We start from the raw sequence: 25,493 nt of genomic DNA, 5'->3' as shown, positions 1-25,493 counted from the left end.
CCGGTGCTCGGCGGCCACGGGCCACGCGAACAGGAAGACAACGCCCCGACCTCAGGAGCCTGACCCGTTGATCATCGACTCGCACGCCCACATCCTGCCGCCCGCGCTCCCGCAGCCGACCGCCGGCGCGGACCCGGACACCTGGCCCTGCATCGGCTCCGCCGAGGCCGACGGCTCCCGGCTGCTCACCGCGGGGGCCCTGCGCTACACCGCTCGCGACGTGTTCTTCAGCGCGGAGCGCCGCATCGAGGAGATGGAGAAGCTCGGCATCGACGCCGAGGTCCTCTCTCCCATGCCGCCGCTGCTGAACTACACGATCCCCGCGAAGGCGTCGCGCGACATCCACCGGGCGGTGAACGAGTTCCTCGCCTCCCTCGTCTCCCTCGCCCCGGCCCGCTTCCACGGGCTCGGGGCAGTGCCGCTCCAGGACCCCGATCTGGCCGCCAACGAACTCGCCGAGCTCAAGGAACTCGGCCTGCGGGGCGTGGAGATCGGCACCAACATCGCCGGCGCCTCTCTCGGCGACGCGCGCTTCCACGGCTTCTACGCCGAGGCGGAGCGGCTCGGCCTCGCGCTCTACGTCCACGCGCTCAGCCCCGCCCTCGGCGACCGGCTCCCGGCCTCGGCCACCGGCACGTACGGCTTCAACACGGAGTCGTCACTGGCCGCGGCCTCCCTGGTATCCACCGGTACCGCCGAGAAGTTCCCGGACCTGAGGATCGGCTTCAGCCACGGCGCGGGCGGCTTCCCGCTGATGCTGCCGCGCGCCCGCTTCTTCTGGGGCGGTACGTGGAACGAGGAGCCCCCGGTCCGCGAGGACCGTGCCGCGCTCTCCCCGCTCGACCTCGCGCGCCGCTTCTTCTACGACGCCCTGGTCTTCGACGCGCGCGCCCTGCGCTATCTGATCGACCTGTTCGGGCCACAACAGATCATGCTCGGCAGCGACTTCCCCGCCATGGACCGCGAGACACCGGCCGACCGCACCCTGCGCACCCTCGGCCTGACGGCCGAGGACCACGAGGCCGTCACGTGGGCGAGCTGCCACCGCTTCCTGGGTCTCGCGCCGCAACCCGGTCCCGGGAGTCCCCAGAGGGCCCGATGAGGCTCCGGATCCTGCTGGAGCCGCGCCACGGGGCCGACTATCACGCGTTCCTCGCGCTCGCGCTCGCAGCCGAACGGCTCGGCTTCGACGCCTTCTTCAGGTCCGATCACCTCCTCGGGGTTGACCCCGAGGACCCGCACACCGTGCCGAGCGACGCGTGGACCACCCTCGCCGGGCTGGCCCGCGACACCCGGCGCATCCGACTCGGCACCCTGCTGACCGCGGCGACGTTCCGCTCACCCGGTCTGCTGGCCGTGATCGCCGCCACCGTCGACACGATGAGCGGCGGGCGCGTCGAACTCGGCCTGGGCACCGGCTGGTACGAGCGCGAACACCGGGCCTTCGGCATCCCCTTCCCTGCCACCGGGGCCCGGTTCGACCGGCTCGAGGAGCAGCTGGCCATCGTCACCGGCCTGTGGAGCACCCCCGCCGGACAGCGGTTCTCCTTCGAGGGCAGCCACTACCGGATCGAAGACTGCCCTGCGCCGCCCCGCCCCTGCCGGTCCCCGCGTCCACCCCTGATCGTCGGCGGCGCGGGCACCAGGCCGCCCGCCTCGCGCAGCTCCGCGTACCGCGGGCACGGCGCGAGTACGTCGAGGCGGGGGCCGTCCACGGCGCCGGCCGGCATCCGTCACTCTCGCAGCGGCATCGTCTCCAGCAGCTCCTCCGCGAGCGCCCGGGACGCCGCGTCGACGCGGGCGTTGGCGCGGCGGAAGACGTCCTCCGCCACGGCGGCGGGCCAGTCGGCCGGGAGATGCTGGATCGGGAGGTGGGGGTCGGCGCGGACGATCTGGAGCCACTCCGTCAACAGGCTGAGTTTGACTGCGAGTTCGTCGACGTCGGACGCGCCGCGGCCGTCCGCGAACGCGGACCAGCGGTCGAGGAAGGCGGTGTGGCCGGCGGACAGAGTCGCGAGGTCCCAGGTCTCGTGCACCATGCGGGAGATGTCGGTGGCGGGGTCCGCGGTGGAGCGGAACACCCTGATGTGAGGGCCGAGTTCGGGGTCCTCCGCGATCGCGGTGACGTCCGCCCGACCCGGCGCGATCCACAGGCCGCCGATGAGCGGGCCGAAGCCCGCCCAGGTCAGCTGGGAGCGCAGGTCGTGGCGCTGCCGCTGGCTGGCCTCGGGCAGGGAGAAGGCGAGCAGCGTCCACGTACCGTCCCAGTCGTCGTTGACGGCGCCCTGCTTCCAGATGCGGTGCTCGCCGTCGCGGAGGATCGCCGCCGCCCGGTCGGTGAGGCCGAAGTACATGCGGCGGCCCTCGCGGCGGCGCTGCAGCAGGCCGCGGCCCACCATGCGGGTCAGGGTGGAACGGGTGGCGTGCTCGCCCACGCCCGTGCGGCCGAAGACCTCGATGATGCTGCCGGAGTAGACGCAGACGTCGCCGCCCAGCACGAAGTTGCCGAGGAACGTGAGCATGAGGGACTGGGGGCGCAGGGTCACCTCGGAGCCCGGCCCCGTTCGGAGTTCGTCCCCCGTGGCCTCGTACACCGCACCCTCGTCCCGCGCGGCGTCTCCGCCCGTCGCGCCGCTTCTGCCGCCTGCCATGCTGCCCTCCCGCATCACGCCACCGTCGTACGGCACCAATGTTACGCACTCTCTTGACCGTCGCAAGGAGAATGCCTAGCGTTGCGCGCAGATCGAACGAGCGGACAGGACCGGGCACACCCCGTGGAGCTGTGTCACCCCCGCCGCTTCCTCCTGCGCTCCCCCATCTCTCCGCCCCTCAAGGAGATACACCCATGGACCTTTCCGGCAAGGTTGCCGTCGTCACCGGCAGCGGGCGCGGCCTCGGCCTCGCCTACGCCCGCGCCCTCGCCGCCGCCGGCGCCTCGGTCGTCGTCAACGACGTGGACGCCGAGGCGGCCGAGGCGGCCGTCAAGCAGATCACCGAGGACGGAGGGCGCGCGGTCGCCGAGGTCGTCGCCGTCGGCACCAGCGAGGCCGCCGACGCCCTGGTGAACCGGGCCGTGGCCGAGTTCGGGCGGCTCGACGTCATGGTCACCAACGCGGGCGTGCTGCGCGACCGCGTCCTGTGGAAGATGTCCGACGACGACTTCGACACCGTCCAGCACGTGCACCTGCGCGGCACCTTCACCTGCGCCCGCGCCGCCGCGGTCCGGATGCGCGAGCAGGGCGAGGGCGGCCGCATCATCGTCGCCGGCTCCCCCGCCGGACAGCGCGGCAACTTCGGCCAGACCAACTACGCCGCCGCCAAGGCGGGCATCGCCGCGATGGTGCGTACGTGGGCCATGGAGCTGGCGAAGGCCGGCATCACCGCCAACGCCGTCGTCCCCAACGCGGCCACCGAGATGACGAAGACCATGCCGCTGTTCGCCCCCTACATCGAGGCGTACGCGAACGACGGCACGCCCTTCCCGGACTCCCTGCGCAAGGGCATCGCCTTCGGTACCGCCGAGGACTGCGCGGGTCTGGTCGTCTTCCTCGCCTCCGACGCGGCGAAGGACGTCACCGGCCAGTGCGTCGGCATCGGCGGTGACAAGCTTTCGCTGTGGTCGCACCCGCAGGAGGTCTCGGCCGCGTACGCCGACGGCGGCTGGTCGGCGGACGCGATCGCCGCCGCCTGGCCGACCTCGATGGGCCAGCGCCCGGAGACGTACGGCATCCCCGCCCCGCAGTTGTAAGGAGACGACCGCCAGATGACCGGCATCGACATCGACGCGATCACCGCGATCGACGTGCACACCCACGCCGAGGTCTCCTCGCGCGGACGGGGCTCGCTCTCCTCCGAGCTGGAGGAGGCGTCCAGCAAGTACTTCAAGGTGGAGGACGGCCACCGCAAGCCGACGCTCCCCGAGATCGCCGCGTACTACCGCGAGCGGAAGATGGCGTGCGTCGTCTTCACCGTCGACGCGGAGGCCGCGACCGGCGTCCCGGCCGTCCCCAACGAGGAGATCGCCGAGGCCGCCGCCGAGAACCCGGACGTCATCATCCCGTTCGCCTCGATCGACCCCGCCAAGGGACGGGCGGGAGCTCGGGAAGTCGGCCGCCTGGTACGGGACTTCGGGGTGCGCGGCTTCAAGTTCCACCCGAGCGTCCAGGCGTTCTACCCCAACGACCGGTCCGCGTACGTCCTGTACGAGGCGATCGAGGAGGCCGGTGCCGTCGCCGTCTTCCACACCGGCCAGACCGGCATCGGCGCGGGCGCACCCGGTGGCGGCGGCATCCGCCTGAAGTACTCCAACCCGCTGTACATCGACGACGTGGCCGCGGACTTCCCCGGCATGCCGATCATCATGGCCCACCCGTCCTTCCCCTGGCAGGACGAGGCGCTGTCGGTGGCCACGCACAAGCCGCAGGTCTACATCGACCTGTCGGGCTGGTCGCCGAAGTACTTCCCGCCGCAGCTCGTCCAGTACGCCAACAGCCTGCTCAAGGACAAGGTGCTGTTCGGGACCGACTACCCGCTCCTCACCCCCGACCGCTGGCTGAAGGACTTCGCCGCGCTGCCGATCAAGGACGAGGTCAGGCCGAAGATCCTCAAGGAGAACGCGGCCCGGCTGTTCGGCTTCGTCAAGGACTGACCCCGTCCGTCCCCGCAGCTCTCGGAGACGCACCCGCAGCTCTCAGGGACGCAAAGGAGCTCCCGCATGCGCAACCACGGCATCGGCTCCTGGACCGCACGACGCGCCCGCAAGAACCCCCACCGCCTCGCCGTCGTCCACCAGGGGTCCCGGTACACCTACGCCCAGCTGCACGACCGCACCACCCGCCTCGCCCACCACCTGCGCTCCCTCGGCATCCGCCGCGGAGACCGCGTCGCCTTCCTCGGCCCGAACCATCCCGCGTTCCTGGAGACCATGTTCGCGGCCGGCCAGCTGGGCGCCGTCTTCGTCCCGCTCAACATCCGCCTCGCGGACACCGAACTGAGGCACTGCCTCACCGACTCCGGTACGTCCGTGCTCGTCCACTCCCCCTCGTTCGGCGCGTTCGCGGCCGCCTCCGGCACCGGCCGGCTCGTCGCCGTCGACGACACGTACGAGAAGGCGCTGGCCCAGGCCCCGGACTCCCCCGTCGACGAGAGCGTCGCCCTCGACGACCTCGCGATGATCATGTACACCTCGGGGACCACGGGCCGCGCCAAGGGCGCCGTGCTCAGCCACTCCAACCTCACCTGGAACAGCATCAACACACTCGTCGACGCCGACTTCGCCTCCGACGAGGTGACCCTGCTGTCCGCACCCATGTTCCACACGGCGGCCCTCAACATGACCTGCCTGCCGACGTTCCTCAAGGGCGGCACCCTGATCCTCGAGGAGTCGTTCTCGCCCTCCCGCACCCTCGACCTGGTCGAGGAGCACGGCGTGACGGTCATGTTCGGCGTGCCGACCATGTTCCAGCAGATCGCCGCGGAGGAGCGGTTCGCCGCGGCCGACCTGTCGTCCGTGCGGAAGATGATGTGCGGCGGCGCACCGGTCCCCCGGGCGCTGATCGGCACGTACCAAAAACGCGGCCTGCGCTTTCTCCAGGGCTACGGCATGACCGAGGCCTCCCCCGGCGTGTGCCTGCTGGACGCGGAGAACGCCCTGGCCAAGGCGGGCAGCGCCGGCGTGCCGCACTTCTTCAACGACGTGCGGATCGCCGATCCCGCCGGGCACGACGCCGAACGCGGCGAGCGCGGCGAACTCCTCGTCGAGGGCCCCACCATCATGTCCGGCTACTGGGGCCTGCCGGACGCGACCGCGGCCGCCTTCACGGACGGCTGGTTCCGCACGGGCGATGTGGCCATCGCGGACGAGGACGGGTACGTCACCATCGTCGACCGCGTCAAGGACATGATCATCTCGGGTGGGGAGAACATCTACCCGGCCGAGGTGGAGAAGGCCCTGTACGAACACCCGGCCGTCGCGGACTGCGCCGTGATCGGCGTACCCGACGAGAAGTGGGGCGAGGTGGGCCGCGCGGTCGTCGTCCTCGCGCCGGACGCGGCGGCCGGCGCCGACGAGATCCTGGCCTTCCTCAACGGCCGCGTCGCCCGCTACAAGATCCCCAAGTCCGTCGTATTCGCCGACGCACTGCCCCGCAGCGGCGCCGGCAAACTGCTCAAGCCCCGCATCCGGGAAACCCACGGAACCACCGACTCTTCTGGAGCCCACGCATGACTGCCCTTCGCACCGTCACCGGCCTCGACGAGATCAAGGCCCTCGACGGCGCCGACCTCGGCCGCACCGACTGGCTGGAGATCACCCAGGAGCGGGTGAACACCTTCGCCGACGCCACCGGCGACCACCAGTGGATCCACGTCGACCCCGAGCGCGCGGCGGCCGGCCCCTTCGGCGCCCCGATCGCCCACGGCTACCTCACCCTCTCCCTCGTCATCCCCCTCTTCAACGACCTGCTCGCCATCGAGGGCGTCTCGATGAGCATCAACTACGGCCTGGACAAGGTCCGCTTCCCCAGCCCGGTGAAGGTCGGAGCGAAGATCCGCCTGCACGGCGCCGTGGACTCCGTGGAGGAGGTCAAGGGCAACGGCGTCGAGATGCGCCTGACCTTCACGATCGAGGTGGAGGGCTCGGAGAAGCCGGCGTGCGTGGCGTCGGCGATCTACCGGCACTACGCGTAGAACCGGCACTACGCGGGGAAGTCCGCTCGCCCGCCGAACCGCCCGCTCCCCTCCCGCATGCGAGGTGCTGTCATGCATTCCCGTCTCTTCACCGAGGACCAAGAACTCTTCCGGGACACGGTCCGCGAATTCGTCGACCGCGAGATCGCCCCGTACGTGGAGGAGTGGGAGCGGGCGGGCCGCATCGATCCGAAGCTGTGGCGGACGGCGGGCGGGCTCGGGCTGCTCGGTCTTGCCGTACCGGAGGAGTACGGGGGCGATGGCACGGGCGACTACCGGTTCCGGTGTGTGCTCATGGAGGAGCTCGCGCGAGTGGGGGCGGCCGCCGTGAACGTCGTGTTCGGCGGGTTCGACGACCTCGTCGGGCCGTATCTCGTCGATCTCGGTACGGAGGAGCAGAAGCGGCGGTGGCTGCCCGCGCTGTGCGCGGGCGAGCTGAGCGCGGCGATCGCCATGACCGAGCCCGAGGCCGGCAGTGACCTGCGCGGGATCAGGGCCACCGCCGTGCGCGACGGCGACCACTGGGTCCTGAACGGGAGCAAGACGTTCATCACGGGCGGCGCGCGGGCCGATGTCGTCGTGACCGTCGCCCGCACCGGGGAACGGGAGTTCAGCCTGTACCTCGTGGAGGACGGGATGCCCGGGTTCACGCGCGGCCGCTGCCTGGACAAGCTGGGGCAGCGCGGCGAGGACGTCTCCGAGCTGTTCTTCGACGACGTCCGCATCCCGACCGGGAACCTGCTGGGCATCGAGGGCGCCGGGTTCCGGCACCTGATGGAGCGGCTACCGAAGGAGCGCATGTCCATCGCGTACTACGGGCTGGCCGCCGCCGAGGCCGCCTTCGCGTGGACGCTCGCGTACACGAAGGAGCGGCAGGCCTTCGGCAAGCCCGTGGCCCGGTTCCAGCACACCAAGTTCACCCTGGCCGAGCTCGCGACGGAGATCGACGTCACCCGCGCCTACCTGGACCGCGCCGTACTCGCCCTCAACGAGGGCACGTTGACCGCCGTCGACGCCGCGAAGGCCAAGTGGTGGGCCACCGAACTGCAGAACCGCGTCGTCAGCCGCTGCCTCCAACTCCATGGCGGCTACGGCTACATGCGCGAGTACCCCATCGCCCGCGCCTACGCGGACGCCCGGGTCACCACCATCTACGGCGGCACCACCGAGATCATGAAGGAGATCGTGGGGCGGGAGCTGGTGGGCAGGTGATCTCCCCTGCACGAGCAGCCATTTGGCTTCCTCCCCCTCCTGAAGGGAGGGGGCTTCCCCTATGAGGGGGTTCGGCCGGTCGCCCTGCCTACGGGTTCCTGCTTCGCGGACCGGCTGGCGCCGAGGTCTCCACAAGCTGACACGGACTGCCCGCCCGCGTGTTTGATGTTGACGGCCGCGTTCACGTCGGCGTGCGCGATGTATCCGCAGCCTTCGGCTTTGCACACGAAGACCGATTGGCTCTCTCGGTTTTCTTCGCAGGCGAAGCCGCAGGCGGAACACCTTTGCGACGTGTACGCGGCATTGACCTTCACCACGGTCGTGCCCGTGTACCGGGCGGCGCCCACGAGGGCGAGTTCGAGGCGGTGCCATCCCTTGTCGAGGATGGCCCTGTTCAGGCCCCGTTTCTGAGCGACGCGGGAACCCGGCGCCTCGATCGTGCCCGAGGCGGACGCGGACATGTTCTTGATCCGCAGGTCTTCCAGCACCACCAGAGCGTTCTTCGCGACGATCCGGGAAGCGGTCTGCGCACAGAAATCCGCACGCCGGTCCGTGACCCGACCCATGATCCGGTTCATCGCCGCCCGGGTCTTGGACCGGTTGGCGCTGCCCTTCTTGGCGCGGGCGAACTGCTGCTGAAACCGCCGGTACCGTCCAGCCTCACCGGCGGTGATGAACTCCCGGTCGTGGAAGTCGCCGTCGGAGGTGACAGCAGCAACCTTGACGCCCCGGTCGATCCCGACCGCTGTGCCGGGCATCGCATGCTTCTCGGGTGTGACGGCCTGGTCGTCCACCAGGAAGGAGACGTACCAGCGCCCGGCCTTTCGGGACACGGTCGCGGACCGGATCTCCCCGCCCAGGGGGCGCGACCAGCGGAAGCGGACCGAGCCCAGCTTGGGCAGCTTCGCCCGGCCCCACTTACGGCCCAGACGTTCCACCTCGATGTGGTTCCCGGCGGGGAACCGGAACGAAGGCGACCAACGCACCTTCGACCGCCAGCGCACCTTGAACGTGCCATGATCCCGGCACGCCCGGTCCAGGTCCCGCAAAGTCTGCTGCAACACATGCGACGGCGCGGCCTTCAACCAGGGGTGTTCCCGCTTGGCCTCGGCCAGCTCGGCGCACTGCGGCACGTAGTTCATCCACGCCCCGCGCCGCCGGTACTCGCGGCGCTGGTGAAGGCCGGTGTTCCACACCGACCGGCAGATGTTGCCGAACTCCTCGCACATCTCCGCCTGTTCGGACGTCAGCTCAAGCCGATACCTGCGGCCCGACAGCATGAGAACACCCCCCTCCAACTGATGTGACCACTCTATCGGCGGCCACTGACAACGCAGCGAACTCCGCCGCTGCGCGGCTCCGGCACGAGGATGAGCTAACCCCTCCCGGAAGGGAGGGCCTGCGCTCAAGAATTCCGGTCACCGAGCCTTGCCTCTTTGACCGGCGGTGCCGAGCGTCGCCTCAGCGATCTACCGCCGCTCCGCATGACCGCCGACATGCCGAAGGGTCCCGGCCGGGGAGGCAACTCCCCGGCCGGGACCCTCGTGCGTACCTCACCTGCGGATCACGTCAGGGACGGACCCGCCTGTCAGGAGGGGACCACCGTCCTCACCGGCGTCGCGCCGGTCGCGGGTGCCTCCGCGGACAGTGCGCCCTCCGCCTCGGCCGGCAGCCTGCGCTGGACCCGGCCGAGCGCGAACAGCACCAGCACCATCACGGCCGGGCAGACCGCGAACACGGTGAACGCTCCGCGCGCTCCGAGACCGGCGTCGAGGATGACGCCGCCGAGCCAGGGACCGACCATGGCACCGATCTTGGCGACCGAGGACGCCCAGGCAGCGCCGTTGGCGCGGATCGCCGTCGGATAGAAGGTGCCCGCGATGCTGGTGATGCCGCCATGGCCGCCGTTGACGAACATTTTGGCGCCGATGACGAAGGCGACGTAGACGGCCGGACCGAGCGCTCCGGCGCCCAGCACCAGCATGCAGACGACGGCCGCGAGGGGCATCCACAGGATGGTGCCCGCGCCCTTGCGGTCGACGAACCGGCTGATGAACAGCTGCCCGACGGCGCCCGCGACGCTCGCCAGGGCGGCGATGGTGGCGGCCGCGCTCACGCTGAAGCCCATCCTTTCGTTGATCATCGGGGTCCAGAACACCATGAAGTAGATCAGCGCCGAGGAAAGGAGGTAGACCAGCCACAGCAGGGGTGTGATGCCGGCGAGATGGCCGCGGAAGAGCTGAGCGGGGGTGAACCGCCTGCCGGAGTGGGCCGGCTGCGGGTCGCCGGCGGTGAAGCGGGTCCCGGGCTCGATGGACAGGTCCGGCTGGAAGCGGCGCAGGACGCGGGCGATGCGCTCATCGCTGCCGGGGCGGGCCTTCAGCGCCAGGAACTTCACCGACTCGGGCAGCAGCGGCAGCACCGCGAGGACGGTGAGCAGGGAGCAGACACCGCCGACGAGGAACACCGAGCGCCAACCATGCTCCGGGACCAGCCAGTTGGAGACGGGACCGCCCGCGGCACCGCCGAGCGTGTAGCCGACCATGATGATCGACACGGCGGTCACCCGGAACCGCTTCGGCGCATACTCGGCCGCCAGGGCCCACGTCAGCGGGAGCACCCCGCCCAGGAAGAGTCCGGAGACGAACCGCAGGGCGACCAGGTGTCCGTAGGTGTCTGCGTAGGCGAAGCCGAGCATGAAGAGGCCGAAGCCGGCGACCGACACGGCGATGGTGGGACGGCGTCCGATCCGGTCCGCCAGATAACCCATGATCAACGCACCGATCATGGTGCCGAAGAGGCCCACCGTGCCCAGGGTGCCGAGCTGGGTCTCGGTGAGCCCGAAGTCCTTCCGGATGTAGGTGGCGGCGAACGACAGGATCTGGAAGTCGAAGCCGTCGAGGAAGGTGATCAGGCAGCAGACGGCGTACATCAGCAGCCAGGAGCGGCTCGCATGCTGCCGCTCGACGATCGGGGTCAGTTCCAGGACGGGTGGTGCGGCGCTCATGGACGTCTCCTCGTCGTTGAGGGGTGCGTGACGGTGTGTGGGGCCGGTGCGGGGTGCACCGTGACGGTGCCGAGGTCGGCGTCGATGCGGACCCGGTCGCCGGTGCGGATGACGGTCAGCGGGTCCTGGTCCAGGCCGGTCACGGTGGGGACGCGGGTGACGACCGCGCCGAGGGCGGCCTTGGTGGTCGTCGTCACGAAGATCATGCCGAGGGGTGCGGTGCCGGCGAGCCGGGTCGCCTGGAAGAAGCCCGCCCAGCCGGAGGAGCCCTTGGCGCCGGGGAACACCAGGATCCTGCCGGCGAAGGACTGGCCGTACAGCGGGTGGCGGCGCTCGATGACGATGCCGCGGGCCGGGTCGATGCCGCCCCAACCGGAGATCGTCTCCGGCGATACGAGCGCCTCGCCCTCCGCGAGGCCGGGGACGACGGTCCGCCCCCGCAGGACGACGGCGGTGCTCATCGCAGGTCTCCCTTCCAGGTGCCGGTGACGGCGGCGTCGACGCAGTCGGCGAGTGTGCCGAACCAGGCCTCGATGCCGAGGATCGCGGGCAGGTAGTGGGCCTGTTTCGCCGAGTCGGTGGCGAAGACCTTCGTGCCGGGCGGCACGGAACGGGACATGGCGGGGCAGGAGTCGGTCAGGACGCGGCCGCCTGCGCGCTCGATGGTCTGCGTCCAGCCGTTGCGGTCAGCGGTGGTGCGCAGCGCGCGCGGCACCATCAGCCACAGCTGGGTGCCGGAGCTGAGCCGCCGTCCCTCCAGCAGCCGGGCGGTGTCGCGGACCTGGTCGAGCGAGGCGTGGGGGCACCCGAGGAGGACGAAGTCCACGTCCGGGTCGTTGCCCTGGGAGTTGAGGTCCTCATAGACGGCGCGGCGCTCGCGCTCCCCGTACGGGACGGCCTCGGGTACGGGCCGCCCACCGAAGGCCGCCTCGAGACTCGGGGCTTCCGGTGTGATGCCGGGTAGGTGGTAGATCTCGACGCCGCCCGAGGAGGCGGCGGCCGCCCCGAAGTGCTTGAGGTCGAGCGGGTCGGGCCGGGCCAGGGTGCCGGTGACGACCGGGCGTTCCTCCTGGACGAGGCCGCCCGCGAAGTAGCCGAGCATGCCCCAGTCGAGCGGCCCGACCACCGGTGTGCGGACGTCGATGTGGTGGGTGCCGAGCCGGTTCTCGGTGTGGTGGTTGCCCCAGCAGGGGATGCGGCCGGTGAGCGAGGCCGCTCCGGTGGAAGCGGTGCCCTCGCAGTTGGTGCGGGCGCCCAGGACCGAGTTGGCGTAGACGACCGCCGAGGACTCCATCCAGGCCACGTGCTCGCCGCGCACGGGGAGGTTGCCCACCTGGTACGGCGTACAGGTGGCGAGGATGTTGACGCCCTTGCGGCTGTAGAACGCCTCGGCGTCGGTCTGCAGCGCGACGAACTCCTTGGGGTAGGGGGCGATGCCCTCGGCGTCGGGGCCGAAGCTCTGCTGCAGCTGGCAGGTGGGCACCTTCATGTCGGGGATGGCGAAGTCGCCGTCGCTGTCAAGGTTGAGCACGGCGTAGGCCTTGTGCCAGCCGCCCTCCCGCACCAGTCGGGCCTTGGCGGGCGAGGGCTGGGTCATCGTCCCGGCGACGTTCCGCACGTCGCACAGCTGCTCGGCGTCCAGGGCCTGCCCGTAGCGGACGAGGAGGTCCATGGCGGCCGCGACGGCGGGTCCTTCGGCGCCGTCGAGCATGGCCTTGTCGGTGTCGCTGAGCTTCACGCGTTCGTGGTTCCTTCCTCGAGCGTGCGCGGGGTGAGGACCGCGCCTTCCTGGAGGGGGCGGACAGTACGCCGGTAGACGGACAGCCAGCCGCGCTCGGCGTCGACGGACGGGGTCCAAGGGATGCGGGTGGCCAGTTCCTCGTCCGGTACGAGAAGGTCGACGCGGCGGTTCGTGAGGTCGATGGAGATGGTGTCGCCGTCGCGGACCAGGGCCAGCGGCCCGCCGTCCGCGGCCTCCGGGGAGACCTCGCCGACGACGACGCCCTTGTTGACCAGGCCGGAGAGCTGCCCGTCGGTGACGACGGCGACCTTGCCGGTCAGCCCGGCCCCATCGAGGGCGAAGACGGGCCGCGAGGCCATGCCCATGCCGGGGGTGCCCTTGGGCCCGAGACCGCGCAGGACCAGCACGTGTCCCGGCTGCGCGTCTCCGGCGCGCAGCCCGGCGAGAGCGTCCTGCGGGCTGTCGTACACCTTGGCCGGTCCGGTGAACGACGGCGGGCGCTCCTCGTCGACCGCCAGCTTGACGATGCCGGTGGCCGGCGCGAGCGAGCCGCGGACCAGGACGATCGTGGGTCTGCGGCCGAACGGCCGCTCGCCGGGGCGGATCACCTCGGGGTCCGCGGGCTGCCGGCCCGCGAGCTCCTCGCCGAGGGTGCGGCCGGTGGCGGTCAGGGCCTCGGTGTGCAGCAGTTCGCGCAGCTGCCACAGCACCCCCGACGCACCTCCCGCCGCCTCGAACTCCTCAATGGAATGCGGGCCGTTCGGCCGTACGGCGGCCAGCAGCGGCACCCGGTCCGCGAGCCGCTCGTACATCCCGTACACGTCGATGCCGCTCTGCGCCTCCTCGGCGACCGCCTGCAGGTGCTTGACGGAGTTGATGGAGGCGCTGACGGCGAGCATGGCCGTCACCGCGTTCTCGAAGGCCTCGCGGGTGAGCAGGGTGCGAGGTCGCAGGTCCTCCCGTACGAGCTCGACGATCCGCCGCCCCGCCGTCCGCACGTCGGCCCACATCCTGGGGCTGTTGGCGAGCACGGGGGTGGAGCCGGGCAGCGCCATGCCGAGTGCCTCGCAGGCGATGTGCAGGGAGTTGGCGGTGCCCATGCCGGCGCAGACGCCGGGGCCCGCGACGGCGTTCTCGCTCATGCCGGTCAGTTCGTCCAGGCCGATGCGGCCCTGGGCGTAGTGGCCCGCGCCGAGAAAGACGTCCTCGATGTCGCAGGGGCGTCCGCCGAAGGTGCCGCAGGCCTGGTAGCCGCAGCCGACGACGATGGTCGGCAGGTCGAGCCGCGCCGCCGCCATCAGCTGGCCGGGCGCGGTCTTGTCGCAGGAGGCGAGGGTGAGCATGCCGTCGAGCTGGGCGCCTTCGACGGCGGCCTCGATGTCGTGGGTGATCAGGTCGCGGGCGGAGAGGATGTATCCGCCGCGCCCGCCCGCGCTGTGGATGAAGTCGCTCGGGGCGACGGTGCGGATCTCGAAGCCGACGCCGCCCGCTTCGGCGATCGCCTCCTTGACGGCCCTCGCGATGTCGTCAAGGTGGCTGTAGCAGGTGGCGAGCTGGGACGAGGAGTTGACGATGGCGATCTTCGGCTTGGCCATGTCCTCGTCGGTGAGGCCGAGGGCCCGCCACTGGGCCCGCCGGACGGCCCACGGGGACGTGCCGGGGGTGTAGTTGCTGCGGAGTGCGGTCACGGAACGGCTCCTCAGTCGTCGACGTTGGCGGCGAGTCGGGCGCGAAGGGCGGCGAGGTCGATCGCATGTACGCTGCCGTCGCGGCCGGCGAGGTCCAGGGCGTGCGCGGCGCCCGCCCCCATGGCGGCGCACGGGCCCATGACGCGGACGCTGGACAGGGCGGCGGCATCGCCGTCGGCGCAGCGTCCGGCGGCGATGAGGTTGTCGCAGTCCGGTGAGAGCAGGGAGCGCAGCGGCACGTAGTGGACATGGTCGGCGTCGAAGGTCTCCCAGACGTATCCGTCGGCGCGGTCGTGCAGCTCGATGGGCCAGGAGGTGCGGGCGACCGCATCGTCGAAACGGATCCCTGTCCGCACCTCTTCCAGCGACAGCTGGTGGACCCCCTTGATCCAGCGGGTCTGCCTCCTTCCTGGGAAGCCGTACGAGCGGACCTTCGCCGCACCGAAGGCCTTCGGGAACTCCGCCCGGAGGAACTCGACCACTCGGTCGGCCTGTTCGCGGCCCTCGAGCTGGGCGGACGACGCCTCGACCGGGTCGAGCGGGGCCGGGATGTGGGTCATGTTGAGGACGGCGGTGTTCCGGCCGGGGAAGAAGAACGCGAGCCCGTCGCGGCGTATCAACCCCCACTCGGCGGCGTTGGCGTGGACGCGCTCGGCGAGCTCCTCGCGGCTCGGCTGGTGTTCTTCGTCCAGGTGTTCCAGGACGATCTGCTGCGAGCCGTAGATGGTCCGATCCGGTATCCGGCAGGGCAACCCCGCCTCCCAGGTGAGTGCCGCGTCGCCGGTGGCGTCGACGAATCCCGGCGCGGTGACCCGTACCGCCCCATGCCGGGTGGCGAAGGACACCGCCGTGATGCGCCGGCCGTCGCGTTCCACACCGGTGAGGGAAGCACCGAGGACGACGCGGACGCCCAGCTCCCGGATCCGGCGCTCCACCCACCGTCCCAGCGCCACCTCGTCATAGGTGACGGTGATGGTGTGGCCGCGGTTGACGTGCAGATCGCCCGAAGCGCCCAGGTCCGCGAAGATGCCGTCGAAGATCCCGTGGGTGAGCTGCCGGTAGGCCGGCCCGTTGCCGTACACCCCGCAGAACAGCCCGATCAGCGAGTTCACCATCTGCCCGCCGAGCACGGGCAGGCCGTCGACCAGGACGACCTCACGCCCGAGCCGGGCGCTCTCGATCGCGGCGGAGATACCGGAGACGCCCGCCCCCACCACGCAGAAATCGGCGTCGAGCTGATGGCTCGTGGTGCCGACGGGCTTGGTGACGGTGTGGACCTTCAGCTCGGTCAGGGCATGGGGCATGGAGGTCTCCTGTGCGAGGGGGCGGTGCCGCAGTCGGCTCTCGGTGCTTGCCCGGCACAGTAGGAAGCCCTGCCCGGCGGAGGGAATGCCCAGGTCGATAGAGCATTCGGCTGGGCGGCATCAATCGCGTTTATGGTCCGAGGCAGGCCGCCGCCCGGGCCACCAGGTCACGCAGCCAGCTGTGCGCCGGATCCTGGTCGTGGCTCGCGTCCCACCACAGATGCTCCTCCAGCGGGTCGAGCGGTATCGGGCAGTCGAGCGTGCGCAGCCCGTGCGCGGACGGCAGCGGCGCGGCGAGCCGCTCCGGAATGAGCGCCACCCGCCGCGTGCCGGCGATGAAGTCGGGTACAGCCCGGTAGCTCTCCACACGTACGGCGATCCGCGGCCGGATGCCCAGTGCGGTCAGCTGCCGGGTCGCCGGAGCGGCCGACGGATAGCCGTCGTCCCGGTGGTAGGGCACCACCCACGGCAACCGTGCCAGGTCCTCGATGCCGAACGACTGGGCCTCGCACAGCGGGTGGTCGGCGGACACCACGCAGACCCACTGGTCCTGGAAGAGCGGAGCCGACTCGACCCCTGGGGTGCGGGAGTGGCCGAGGGGCGGGGAGACCATGCCGTCGACGAGCCGGATCGCGTCGCCCGCGACGCTGCCCAGAGTCTCCCTGATGAGCTGGAGATGGAGCGCCGCATGCGGCGCCTCGCGGTCGAAGAGCCGTGACAGCGCAGGGCCCAGGACGGTTGCCGGGTAGTCGGCCATCAGCAGCGTGAACTCCCGCTGGGTGGTGGCGGAGTCGAACGCCCTGCCTGTCGCGAAGAGCCGCTCGGCGGCCGCACACACGGTCTCGGTCTGCCCGGCCAGTTGCGCGGCGAGCGGCGTCAGGACGTAAGAACCCTGGACCCGCACGAGCAGCTCGTCCCCGAAATGCCGGCGCAGCCGGGACAGCGCGGCGCTGGCGGCCGGCTGGGTAACGCCGAGGTGCCGGGCGGCACGGGTGACGTTGCGCTCGCGCAGCAGCGCGCGGAGCGTCACCAGGAGGTTGAGGTCGAGGTTGGCGAGGTGTGCGGAACGGGACTGCCGTGGGGTCATGTGCTCGGGATTCTGCCGCATGCACGCCCTGCCGGTCAGCCAGGATTCCGGTGGCTGGAAACCAGCGTTGACCTGGTGATCCTCGCGGACCCGCTCACGACGGCTGACGCGGGGCCACTTCATCAGCGGTGCCTCATCAGCGCCGCAGCGTCACGGTGGTCTCTCGCAACCGGGCTGTAGGCCGCGGTACGTCTCGCGGGCCGACAGCCACGCGTGTGGGACGGACGGTCGGGCAGCCACTGTGAAGACCGGAGTCGTGAGTCGTCTGGGTTGGGCGGGTTTTCTCCGAGAAGGGATCTGGGATGCAGGAGTGCGGCGGCCCGAGTCCCCCGTGTACGACGCGATGCTTCTCCACCGCGAAGAAGATGATGGGGGGACGGCGGGTGTGCGGGGTCGCGTTCCGCGGAGCGGTCGGCTGACCCGGTTTTCGGCTTCTTGCCGTCCGCCCGACTGACCGGAGAGCCCGCCCGTCAGCGCCGCACCCCCACCAAGTTCGAAGACCCGACATGACGGAAACGGTGCGCTTCATCGGAGTGTGACCGCTGGGCGGTCAAGATCGACAGGGCACGCCCTGGCCCGGCAGCCCGAGCCGGGTACTGAGGGCCCCGGCCGGGGGCAGGCCGTGCGCCAACCTGTCCTGCGGTAGTCCTGGGCGATGACGGTGCAGCGAGGAGCGTTCAGGTGGGCGTGTGGTGCCCATTCTGATGACGTGGCGATGGGTCCTCGCGGAAAGCGCCCGGCGTCACGCCCGTCCGTAGCCGAAAGAACTTCGTGAAGTCGCTGGCGTCGGTGAACCCGAGCCGGTCCGCGACCTCCTTCGCGGCGAGACCGCTGTGCCACAGCAGGCGCTTCGCCTCGAGCAGCACCCGGTCGTCGATGTACTGCTTGGCCGTACGTCCCGTCGCGGCGAGCGTCGCACGGGTCAGCGTGCGCGAGCTGTAGCCGAGCGCCGCTGCGTAGTCCTCCACGCGTCGGGTCACCGCATGGTCCCGCTCCACGGCCGAGTGGAAACGGCGGAAAGTCTCTGACGCGGGGGTCGGCCGGGGCGCCGGGCCGCGCGCCTGTGCGAACCGCACCACAAGGACGGACAGCAGCGCGCGCAACACCTCGGTGTGTGCCTGAAGGGGAAGCGAGGCCATCGCACCGTACTCGTACGAGAGATGGTCGAGCGCCCGCCGCAGGCCCTCCGCCGCCGCGCTGTCCGGCGTCGTCGGACGCTGCTCGTAGGGCGGGTCCATGTGCGCCGCCGACACCGTGGCCGACGGCAGGAAGCCCGGCTGGAACAGCACCACCACCCCGTCCGCCGCCACCAGGTCGGGGCCGAACCGCTGCACCTGACCCGGTCGGATCCACAGCCACGACCCGGGCCGCAGCTCGTGCTCGACGAAGTCCACCCACATCCGCAGCGGCCGCGAGCGGGCGCCGATCAGCTGGTGGAAGGCGGGCCGCAGCGGCACGTACGGGTCGTTGCCATGGCGGCGTGAGCGCTCGTACAGATCGGCGAGCTCCATCACCTCGACCCCGGCCGCGGCGCCCACGGTCGGGGTGTAGGCCAGCTCCTTGACCTCAGACTGTCCGTTTTTCCCCATCGTGAGTCCCGAGGGTACCGTCGCCCGCCGAGAACCGCCTCCTAGCGTGGAATCACAGGTCAGCGAGGTGTGAGGAGTGGTCTTGTGCGGTTGGTCGTGGGAATGACCGGGGCGACGGGAGCCCCGTTCGGTGTCCGGCTCCTGGAGCACTTGCGGGAGCTGCCGGACGTGGAGACGCATCTGGTGCTGTCCCGGTGGGCGCGCACCACCATCGAGCTGGAGACGGGCCTGTCCGTGGCCGACGTGTCCGCGCTCGCCGATGTCACGCACCATCCCGAGGACCAGGGCGCCACCATCTCCTCCGGTTCGTTCCGCACCGACGGCATGGTGATCGTGCCGTGCTCCATGAAGACCCTCGCCGGGATCAGGACCGGCTATGCCGAGGGGCTCGTGGCCCGCGCCGCCGACGTCGTCCTCAAGGAGCGCCGCAAGCTGGTCCTCGTCCCGCGCGAGACACCGCTGAGCGAGATCCACCTCCAGAACATGCTCGAACTTGCCCGCATGGGCGTGCACGTGGTGCCGCCCATGCCCGCCTTCTACAACAACCCGCGGACCGTCGACGACATCGTCGACCACATCACGGCCCGCATCCTCGACCAGTTCGACCTGCCCTCGCCCGCCGCCGAGCGCTGGGCCGGGATGCGCGCGGCGCGCACGGCCTCCCGATCGTCGGCTGACGTCGCCTGAAATTTCTCAACCCGCAAAGGAGTTCCCTATGGCCTACGACGATCTGCGTAGTTTCCTGGACACGTTGGAGAAGGAGGGGCAACTGCTGCGCATCACCGACGAGGTGCTGCCCGAGCCGGATCTCGCGGCCGCCGCCAACGCGACGGGCCGCATCGGCGAGAACGCCCCCGCCCTCTACTTCGACAACGTGAATGGCTTCACCGACGCCCGCATCGCCCTCAACGTCCACGGCTCCTGGGCCAATCACGCGCTCGCCCTCGGACTGCCGCGGAACACCCCGGTCAAGGAGCAGGTCGAGGAGTTCGCGCGTCGGTGGGACGCCTTCCCCGTCGCGCCCGAGCGCCGCGAGGACGCGCCCTGGCGCGAGAACACCCAGGAGGGCGACGACGTCGATCTCTTCTCCGTGCTGCCGCTGTTCCGCCTCAACGACGGCGACGGCGGCTTCTACCTCGACAAGGCCGCCGTCGTCTCCCGCGACCCCGAGGACCCGGACGACTTCGGGAAGCAGAACGTCGGCACCTACCGGATCCAGGTCATCGGCCGGGACCGGCTCGCCTTCCAGCCCGTCCCGATGCACGACGTCGCCCAGCACCTGCGCAAGGCCGAGGAGAGGGGTGAGGACCTGCCCATCGCCATCACCCTCGGCAACGACCCGGTGATGGCGATCGTGGCCGGGATGCCGATGGCGTACGACCAGAGCGAGTACGAGATGGCCGGCGCACTGCGCGGCGCGCCCGCGCCGATCGCCACCGCGCCGCTCACCGGCTTCGACGTGCCCTGGGGGAGCGAGGTCGTCATCGAGGGCGTCATCGAGTCCCGCAAGCGTCAGATCGAGGGCCCCTTCGGCGAGTTCACCGGACACTACTCGGGCGGCCGCCGCATGCCCGTCATCCGCGTGGACCGCGTCTCGTACCGCGCGAACCCGGTCTTCGAGTCCCTCTACCTCGGCATGCCGTGGACCGAGTGCGACTACCTCGTCGGACCCAACACGTGCGTGCCGCTGCTCAAGCAGCTGCGCGCCGAGTTCCCCGAGGTGCAGGCCGTCAACGCCATGTACACGCACGGCCTGATGGTGATCATCTCCACAGCCAAGCGGTACGGCGGCTTCGCCAAGGCCGTCGGCATGCGCGCCATGACGACGCCGCACGGACTCGGCTACGTGGCGCAGGTGATCCTCGTCGACGAAGACGTCGACCCGTTCAACCTGCCGCAGGTCATGTGGGCCATGTCCGCCAAGGTCAACCCGAAGGACGACGTCGTCGTCATCCCCAATCTGTCCGTCCTGGAACTCGCGCCCGCCGCGCAGCCCGCCGGCATCACCAGCAAGATGATCATCGATGCGACGACGCCGGTCGCCCCGGACGTCCGCGGCAACTTCTCCACCCCGGCCAAGGACCTGCCCGAGACCGCCGAATGGACGGCCCGTCTGCAGCGCCTCATCGCCGACCGCCACTGACGCCTGTCACTCCTCCCCTCCTCCCCGAAAGGACAAATCCCATGAACGACGAGCACCTTGAGTGCCCCCGTTGCGCTTTCGACACGATCACCCAGCTCGCCTCTTCCCCGGTCCCCGGTGTGTGGGACGTGCTGCAGTGCGCGCGCTGCCTCTATACCTGGCGCACCATCGAACCCGCCCGCCGCACCCGCCGCGACACCTACCCCGAGGCGTTCAAGCTGACGGAGGCCGACATCGAGAACGCGATCGAGGTGCCCGCCGTCCCCCCTCTCATTGGCCGCAGTTGATGACGTAGCGGGTGTGTGGGCGACAGCAGCCACTGCTCGACCTTGCCCCACGGCGGCAGGAACGCCCCTCCGTTGTGCTGCACCAGCCAGTGCGCGTGGCTGTAGCGGTCGTCGACGCCGAGGAAGTCACGGAAGTCACGGACCCGCTCCGGCTTGAAGATCCGGCTCAAGGATCACCCCGGCGATCCGGCCGCGGTGCTCGACAAGTGCCACGCTCGACCGCGGACAGGTCGTTGAAGGGGACGATCTTCAACGGCTGCCTGCAGGTCATCCCCGGCTCGCACACCGCCGGGTGCCTCGACCACGCCCACGAGGACAGCAGCGCTCACCGCGGCAAGACCCTCGGCGTAAAGGGCATGCCGAACGGCCCGCACGAACGCTCCGTCTGGCTCCCGCTCAACGCCGGGCAAGCCTGCCTCATGGACGTACGACTCGTGCCCCGCTCGGACAGCAACAACACGACCGCAGGCGCCCGCATCGGCCTGAACATCCGCTACGTCGCTCCCGGCGCGATCCGTTCCAACGACGCCTCCCCCAGCCCCAGCCTGTACCCACTCACCGGGCCAGGCCGGTGAACCGCAAACCCACCCGCACACGAGGACCACTGACTCCCCATTCAGCCCCACCCAGCCAACATCCAGCCAGCGGTACGCGAACGGGGCCGACCCGAACCCGGGACGGCCCCACCTGACCTGGCAGTTTGCTAAACCGCCGGATCGGCGCTACCGCGTGGCCCATACATTGAACCGGAACATCCAGCCCAGGGATTTGGCCTGCGGAAACGCTGGCGATTCAACGCGGATCCAGCCCGGATCCAGCCACCGGAACCCCGTACGAAGCGGCCCCGGCCAAGGCGGTTGACCGTCAGCGCCCCAGCGTATCGAGCGGCAGCACGTGCAGTCGGTCTTCGCAGGCATGGGCCCGCTTCCCCAGGTTGATCACCACTCCGCCCGCGAAATCCTCACCGAGCAAGGCGCCGCACCGCCATCTCGGCCAGCACGGCCGCGCCCCTCGGGAGCGCCGCGTCGTCGAAGACGGCGTACGCGGAGTGGTTGAAGGGCGCAGTCGCCTCGTCCGTGCCGGCCGGGCGCGCGGACAGGCCGAGCTGGACGCCGGGGACGACCGCGGTGACCCGGGAGAAGTCCTCCGACGCCATGATCGGATGCTCGGAGTACACCCAACGGGCGTCGCCGTAGAGGTCATTCACGACCTCGCGGCCCAGCTCCACCGCTTCCTGCGCCGCGATCATCGCCGGGTACACCTCGTGCGCGTCCACGTCCGCCGCCATGCCCCAGCCGCCCGCGATGCCCTGCACCAGGCGCACCGCGCGCGGCAGGAAGTCGGCCATCGCCTCCGGTGAGGTGGAACGGACCGTGGCCTCGAACTCGGCGGTGCCGGGGATGATGTTGAGCTTCGTACCCGCCTGGAACAGGCCGACCGTGAGCACAACCGGGTCGAAGACCGAAGTCGTACGCGTCACCAGGTTCTGCAGGGCGAGCACCATCTCCGCCGCCACCGGCACCGGGTCGGCCGCCGTGTGCGGGGTCGATCCATGACCGCCCTTGCCGCGCACGGTCACCTTCAGCTCGGCGTTGCCCGCGGTCTGGGTGCCGACGCGGCCGCTGAAGGTGCCGCACTCCGGGCCGTTCGACGACACATGGACCGAGTACGCGCCGACGAGCGGCTGTCCGGCGGCGTCGAGCAGCCCCTCATCGATCATGTATCGGGCGCCGTCGTAACTCTCCTCGCCCGGCTGGAACATGAAGACCACAGTCCCCGGCAGGTCCGCCTGCCATTCGCAAAGGAGCCGGGCCGCGCCGACCAGGATCGCCACGTGCTGGTCGTGCCCGCACGCGTGCATCACACCGTCGATCCGCGACTTGTACGGCACGTCGGCCAGCTCCTGCAACGGCAGCGCGTCCATGTCACCGCGCAGCAGTACCGCGGGCCCGGGCCGCCCGCCTCGCAGCACAGCCACGACGGAGCCGAGCGCCTTGCCGGTGGTGATCTCCAGCGGCAGGCCGGCAAGCGCGGCAAGCACTTTCCCCTGGGTCAGGGGAAGTTCGAGCCCGATCTCCGGTTCACGGTGCAATGCGTGGCGCAGGGCGGTGAGTTCGGGCGCGAGGGCCTCAGCGCGGTCCCGGAATTGCGTCGCGAGCGGCTCAGTCGTCATCGGTGAAGTCCCTTTCAAGGTCGGTCGGTCGTACGGCGTCGTGCGAGCAGGACGAGCCCGGCCGCGACCAGGCCCGACAGTGCGCACGTCAGCCACACCAGGCGGTACGCCTCCACCGACGGCAGCGGCGAGTTCGCGAGCAGCACGTTGCTGAGCACCACGGCGAACAGTCCGCCGGCGATCCCGCCCGCCAAGGTGCGCACGGTGTTGTAGATGCCCGCGGCGATCCCGGTCTGCCCGGCGGGCGCACGCTCGGCGACCAGCGAAGGGAAGCCGCCGGACATCAGGCCCACGCCGAGCCCGACCAGCGTGACGGTGATTCCGAAGGCCGCCTCGCTGCCGTGCGCCAGGCACAGCGCCCCGTATCCGACGGCCAGCAGGGCGGCGCCGGTGGCGATGGTGCGGTGCAGACCGATCCGGGCGGCGAGCCGGGAGTGCAGCGAGGCGCCGATCACCGAGGCGATCTGGCTGGGCAGCGTGAGGAGGGCGATGCCGGTGGTGTCGAGTCCGAAGCCGTACCCCGCCTCGCCCGAACGCGTCGCCAAGAAGGTGGAATTGGGCGACTGGGACCCGAACAGCGCAATGGCGAACAGCATCGCCGCGAGCTGCACCGGCCACATCGAGCGGTGCCCGATGACGCGCAGATCGACGGCGGGCTGCTCCGTCCGCAGCTCCCACCACGCCCACGCCGCGAGTACCACGAGCCCGCCGAGCAGGCACCCGAGCACGGTCGACGAACCCCAGCCCAGTCTCGACGTCTGCGAAAGACCGTACTGAAGCAGCAGCAGCGCCACGGCGAGCCCCGCGAACCCGACCCCGTCGATCCGCTGCGCGGCCCGCACCGACGTCTCCGGGATGAGGAACACGGCGCAGCCGAAGGCGAGAACGGCGAGAACGGTGAGTACGAGCAACGCGGGACGCACCCCGCCGAGCAGATCCTCCGCGGGACCGGCCATCAGCGACCCGAGTGCCACCCCGCCGGTCAGACAGCCGACGAGCAGCCCGATCGCCCGGCGGCCCGCGTCGCCCTGCACCTTGTCGCGCGTGATGGCGATCTCCAGCGGCAGCCAAGCCGACAGCGGACCGGTCAACACCCGCCCCAAGAGCACAAGTTCGTACGACGGGGCGAGCGCCACGAGCAGCGAGCCGAGCACCACGACACCGAGCGCGATCCGGAGCATCCGCCGGTGGCCGTACATGTCGCCGAGCTTGGTCAGCACCGGCACGCACACCGCGGCAGCGAGCAGTTGCAGGCTCACCACCAGGCCGATGTCGCCCGCCGACACCCCGTGCAGGCCTGCGATGGACGGCAGCAGCGGCGGCACGAAGCCCTGAAAGAAGCCACTGGTCAGCTCGACGAAGGCCATGAAACCGACGACGGCGCCGATCCGGGCCGGCGCGGCGGCCGAGGCCTCGGCGCGTTTCGGGGGTGGCAGGGACACGGGCATACGGGACTCCTGGGGCGCACGGCGGCGGGGCAGTCGGAATTGCGGATCACCGTGCAGCAAGAAGCCGTGACGGGTGCCGATCTAGCTGATATCCGTCACCTGTTACGTTGCCGTGGATGGAATCAGTCACCGCGTCCGAAGCCGATCTGCAGCTGCTGCACGCCCTGCAGATCAACCCGCGGGTGCCCTGGAACGTGCTCGGTGACGTCCTCGGCATCACCCCCTCCACTGCCGCCCGCCGCTGGGCGCGACTGTCTGAGGAGGGTCTCGCCTGGGTGACCGCCTACCGCCCCGACCTCGCCGGCCAGCTCGGCGACCCGGTGAACGCACTGGTCACCGCCGTCTGCGCGCCGGGCAGGCTGAGCGAGATCGCCCATACCTTCGCCACGCACCCGGAAGTCCTCTCCGTCGAGATCGTCTCCGGCGACGGGGACCTCCATCTCACGGTCGCGGCGGCCGACCGGCACGCGTTCGCCGCGTACATGCTCGGCCCGTTCGCCCAGGTCGACGGATTGCTGCAGTCCAGTACGTGCTGGGTGACACGGCTCTACAAGGAGGGCAGCAAATGGCGGTTGCGGGCACTGAGCCCGACCCAGGTGCGCCAGCTGCGCAGCGCAGCGCCGGTCGACCGGGCCTCGGCGCCGCGCACCGCGGTCGACGCGGTGGACGAGCGCATCGTGAACGCCCTCTCGGCCGACGGCCGCGCCTCCTACGCGGCGCTGGCGGAGGCCGCCGCCGTCAGCGAGCCGACGCTCCGCCGCCGCCTGCGCCGACTCCTCGACACCGGCCGGGTCGCCGTCCGCTGCGACGTGGCCTGGGAGGCGGCGGGCTGGCCCGTCCCGACGGTGGTCGCGCTGCGGGTCCCCGCCGACCGGCTCGACGAGACGGCCCGCGCACTGAGCGCCCGCCCGGACACCCGCCTGGTCGCCACCTGCGTCGGCGAGGCCGACCTGCTCGTGTCGGCCTGGCTCCCGTCCCTGGCCGACACGCATCCCTTCGGGCGGATGCTGGCGGAGCAGTTCCCGGGGGTACGGGTGGTGCGCTGGCTCACCGGCCTCCGGGCGGTCAAGCGGATGGGTCAGCTACTGGACGAGCGAGGTCGCGCGGTACGCGATCAGCGGCGGTAG

The 25,493-nt window shown here is 70.8% G+C and carries 22 protein-coding genes and 1 pseudogene; 12 read left to right on the top strand and 11 right to left on the bottom strand.

The window, feature by feature from the left end; all coding sequences use genetic code 11:
* Positions 1-67 precede the first annotated feature (67 nt).
* Together EOT10_RS26485 and EOT10_RS26480 are read left to right on the top strand one after the other, a co-directional pair.
* Entirely contained in the window at positions 68-1,102 is a 1,035-nt protein-coding gene (locus tag EOT10_RS26485) for an amidohydrolase family protein (RefSeq protein ID WP_127830848.1), read from the top strand.
* Positions 1,099-1,770: pseudogene (locus tag EOT10_RS26480) on the top strand (LLM class flavin-dependent oxidoreductase); the annotation flags it as partial. The gene EOT10_RS26485 and the pseudogene EOT10_RS26480, both read left to right, overlap by 4 nt.
* Here the strand turns inward: EOT10_RS26480 and EOT10_RS42125 are convergent.
* Positions 1,734-2,651 carry a PaaX family transcriptional regulator gene (locus EOT10_RS42125; RefSeq protein WP_262985443.1) on the bottom strand — a complete coding sequence of 306 codons (918 nt, stop codon included), beginning with the start codon at positions 2,649-2,651 and terminating at the stop codon, positions 1,734-1,736. The pseudogene EOT10_RS26480 and the gene EOT10_RS42125 sit on opposite strands and share 37 nt — an antisense overlap.
* 194 nt (positions 2,652-2,845) lie before the next feature.
* Between EOT10_RS42125 and EOT10_RS26470 the strand changes: the two genes are divergently transcribed.
* The 5 genes from EOT10_RS26470 (at position 2,846) to EOT10_RS26450 (ending at position 7,899) form a co-directional block, all read left to right on the top strand.
* Positions 2,846-3,748 (top strand): SDR family NAD(P)-dependent oxidoreductase, encoded by a 903-nt coding sequence (locus EOT10_RS26470; protein ID WP_127830845.1) that lies wholly within the window; start codon positions 2,846-2,848, stop codon positions 3,746-3,748.
* Between the two features lie 15 nt (positions 3,749-3,763).
* Positions 3,764-4,648, top strand: a complete 885-nt coding sequence (locus EOT10_RS26465; RefSeq protein WP_127830844.1) for an amidohydrolase family protein — start codon at positions 3,764-3,766, stop codon at positions 4,646-4,648.
* 66 nt (positions 4,649-4,714) lie between these two features.
* Positions 4,715-6,226 carry an acyl-CoA synthetase gene (locus EOT10_RS26460; protein ID WP_127830843.1) on the top strand — a complete coding sequence of 504 codons (1,512 nt, stop codon included), beginning with the start codon at positions 4,715-4,717 and terminating at the stop codon, positions 6,224-6,226.
* Positions 6,223-6,687 carry a MaoC family dehydratase gene (locus EOT10_RS26455; protein ID WP_127830842.1) on the top strand — a complete coding sequence of 155 codons (465 nt, stop codon included), beginning with the start codon at positions 6,223-6,225 and terminating at the stop codon, positions 6,685-6,687. The genes EOT10_RS26460 and EOT10_RS26455 overlap by 4 nt, the downstream gene beginning before the upstream one ends.
* A gap of 72 nt (positions 6,688-6,759) precedes the next feature.
* On the top strand, positions 6,760-7,899 hold the full coding sequence (locus EOT10_RS26450) for an acyl-CoA dehydrogenase family protein (RefSeq protein WP_127830841.1): 1,140 nt from the start codon (positions 6,760-6,762) through the stop codon (positions 7,897-7,899).
* A gap of 59 nt (positions 7,900-7,958) precedes the next feature.
* Here the strand turns inward: EOT10_RS26450 and EOT10_RS26445 are convergent, their stop codons facing one another.
* From EOT10_RS26445 to EOT10_RS26410, 8 genes are all read right to left on the bottom strand, one after another.
* The gene (locus EOT10_RS26445) at positions 7,959-9,179 is read right to left on the bottom strand and encodes an RNA-guided endonuclease InsQ/TnpB family protein (protein ID WP_127830840.1); all 1,221 of its coding nucleotides are present in this window, start codon (positions 9,177-9,179) and stop codon (positions 7,959-7,961) included.
* A 308-nt stretch (positions 9,180-9,487) separates the two neighbouring features.
* Positions 9,488-10,906 carry an MFS transporter gene (locus EOT10_RS26440; protein WP_127830839.1) on the bottom strand — a complete coding sequence of 473 codons (1,419 nt, stop codon included), beginning with the start codon at positions 10,904-10,906 and terminating at the stop codon, positions 9,488-9,490.
* Complete coding sequence (locus tag EOT10_RS26435) at positions 10,903-11,367, bottom strand: aconitase X swivel domain-containing protein (RefSeq protein WP_127830838.1); 465 nt, start codon at positions 11,365-11,367, stop codon at positions 10,903-10,905. The genes EOT10_RS26440 and EOT10_RS26435 overlap by 4 nt, the downstream gene beginning before the upstream one ends.
* On the bottom strand, positions 11,364-12,644 hold the full coding sequence (locus EOT10_RS26430) for an aconitase X (protein WP_127830837.1): 1,281 nt from the start codon (positions 12,642-12,644) through the stop codon (positions 11,364-11,366). Before EOT10_RS26430 ends, EOT10_RS26435 begins: the two co-directional genes overlap by 4 nt.
* Positions 12,641-14,335 (bottom strand): dihydroxy-acid dehydratase, encoded by a 1,695-nt coding sequence (gene ilvD / locus EOT10_RS26425; RefSeq protein WP_223281209.1) that lies wholly within the window; start codon positions 14,333-14,335, stop codon positions 12,641-12,643. Before ilvD ends, EOT10_RS26430 begins: the two co-directional genes overlap by 4 nt.
* Positions 14,336-14,346: 11 nt before the next feature.
* Positions 14,347-15,639, bottom strand: a complete 1,293-nt coding sequence (locus EOT10_RS26420; protein ID WP_127830836.1) for an FAD-dependent oxidoreductase — start codon at positions 15,637-15,639, stop codon at positions 14,347-14,349.
* A 130-nt stretch (positions 15,640-15,769) separates the two neighbouring features.
* A complete protein-coding gene (locus tag EOT10_RS26415) occupies positions 15,770-16,849 on the bottom strand; it encodes a LysR family transcriptional regulator (protein ID WP_223281208.1) in 1,080 nt (359 codons plus the stop codon).
* A gap of 554 nt (positions 16,850-17,403) precedes the next feature.
* Positions 17,404-18,315 (bottom strand): helix-turn-helix domain-containing protein, encoded by a 912-nt coding sequence (locus tag EOT10_RS26410; RefSeq protein ID WP_127830835.1) that lies wholly within the window; start codon positions 18,313-18,315, stop codon positions 17,404-17,406.
* Positions 18,316-18,399: 84 nt separating this feature from the next.
* Between EOT10_RS26410 and EOT10_RS26405 the strand changes: the two genes are divergently transcribed.
* From EOT10_RS26405 to EOT10_RS26385, 4 genes are all read left to right on the top strand, one after another.
* Positions 18,400-19,002, top strand: coding sequence for a non-oxidative hydroxyarylic acid decarboxylases subunit B (locus EOT10_RS26405; protein WP_127830834.1), 603 nt, complete (start codon positions 18,400-18,402; stop codon positions 19,000-19,002).
* A gap of 28 nt (positions 19,003-19,030) precedes the next feature.
* Positions 19,031-20,458, top strand: a complete 1,428-nt coding sequence (gene vdcC, locus EOT10_RS26400; RefSeq protein ID WP_127830833.1) for a non-oxidative vanillic acid decarboxylases subunit C — start codon at positions 19,031-19,033, stop codon at positions 20,456-20,458.
* Between the two features lie 41 nt (positions 20,459-20,499).
* Positions 20,500-20,745: a non-oxidative hydroxyarylic acid decarboxylases subunit D gene (locus EOT10_RS26395; RefSeq protein WP_127830832.1), complete on the top strand. Its 246-nt coding sequence runs from the start codon at positions 20,500-20,502 to the stop codon at positions 20,743-20,745.
* A 206-nt stretch (positions 20,746-20,951) separates the two neighbouring features.
* The gene (locus EOT10_RS26385) at positions 20,952-21,320 is read left to right on the top strand and encodes a phytanoyl-CoA dioxygenase family protein (protein WP_189492099.1); all 369 of its coding nucleotides are present in this window, start codon (positions 20,952-20,954) and stop codon (positions 21,318-21,320) included.
* Between the two features lie 386 nt (positions 21,321-21,706).
* Here the strand turns inward: EOT10_RS26385 and EOT10_RS26380 are convergent, their stop codons facing one another.
* Positions 21,707-22,918 (bottom strand): M20 metallopeptidase family protein, encoded by a 1,212-nt coding sequence (locus tag EOT10_RS26380; RefSeq protein WP_127830830.1) that lies wholly within the window; start codon positions 22,916-22,918, stop codon positions 21,707-21,709.
* A gap of 14 nt (positions 22,919-22,932) precedes the next feature.
* The gene (locus EOT10_RS26375; protein ID WP_127830829.1) at positions 22,933-24,366 is read right to left on the bottom strand and encodes an MFS transporter; all 1,434 of its coding nucleotides are present in this window, start codon (positions 24,364-24,366) and stop codon (positions 22,933-22,935) included.
* 116 nt (positions 24,367-24,482) lie between these two features.
* Here EOT10_RS26375 and EOT10_RS26370 point away from each other — a divergent pair, with 116 nt between their 5' ends.
* Positions 24,483-25,493, top strand: a complete 1,011-nt coding sequence (locus EOT10_RS26370) for an Lrp/AsnC family transcriptional regulator (protein WP_127830828.1) — start codon at positions 24,483-24,485, stop codon at positions 25,491-25,493.

The organism is Streptomyces antnestii, from assembly GCF_004005495.1.
Lineage (GTDB): Bacteria > Actinomycetota > Actinomycetes > Streptomycetales > Streptomycetaceae > Streptomyces > Streptomyces antnestii.
The sequence above is the reverse complement of the archived record's forward strand: the minus strand, read 5'-3'. Positions and strand labels throughout refer to the sequence as shown.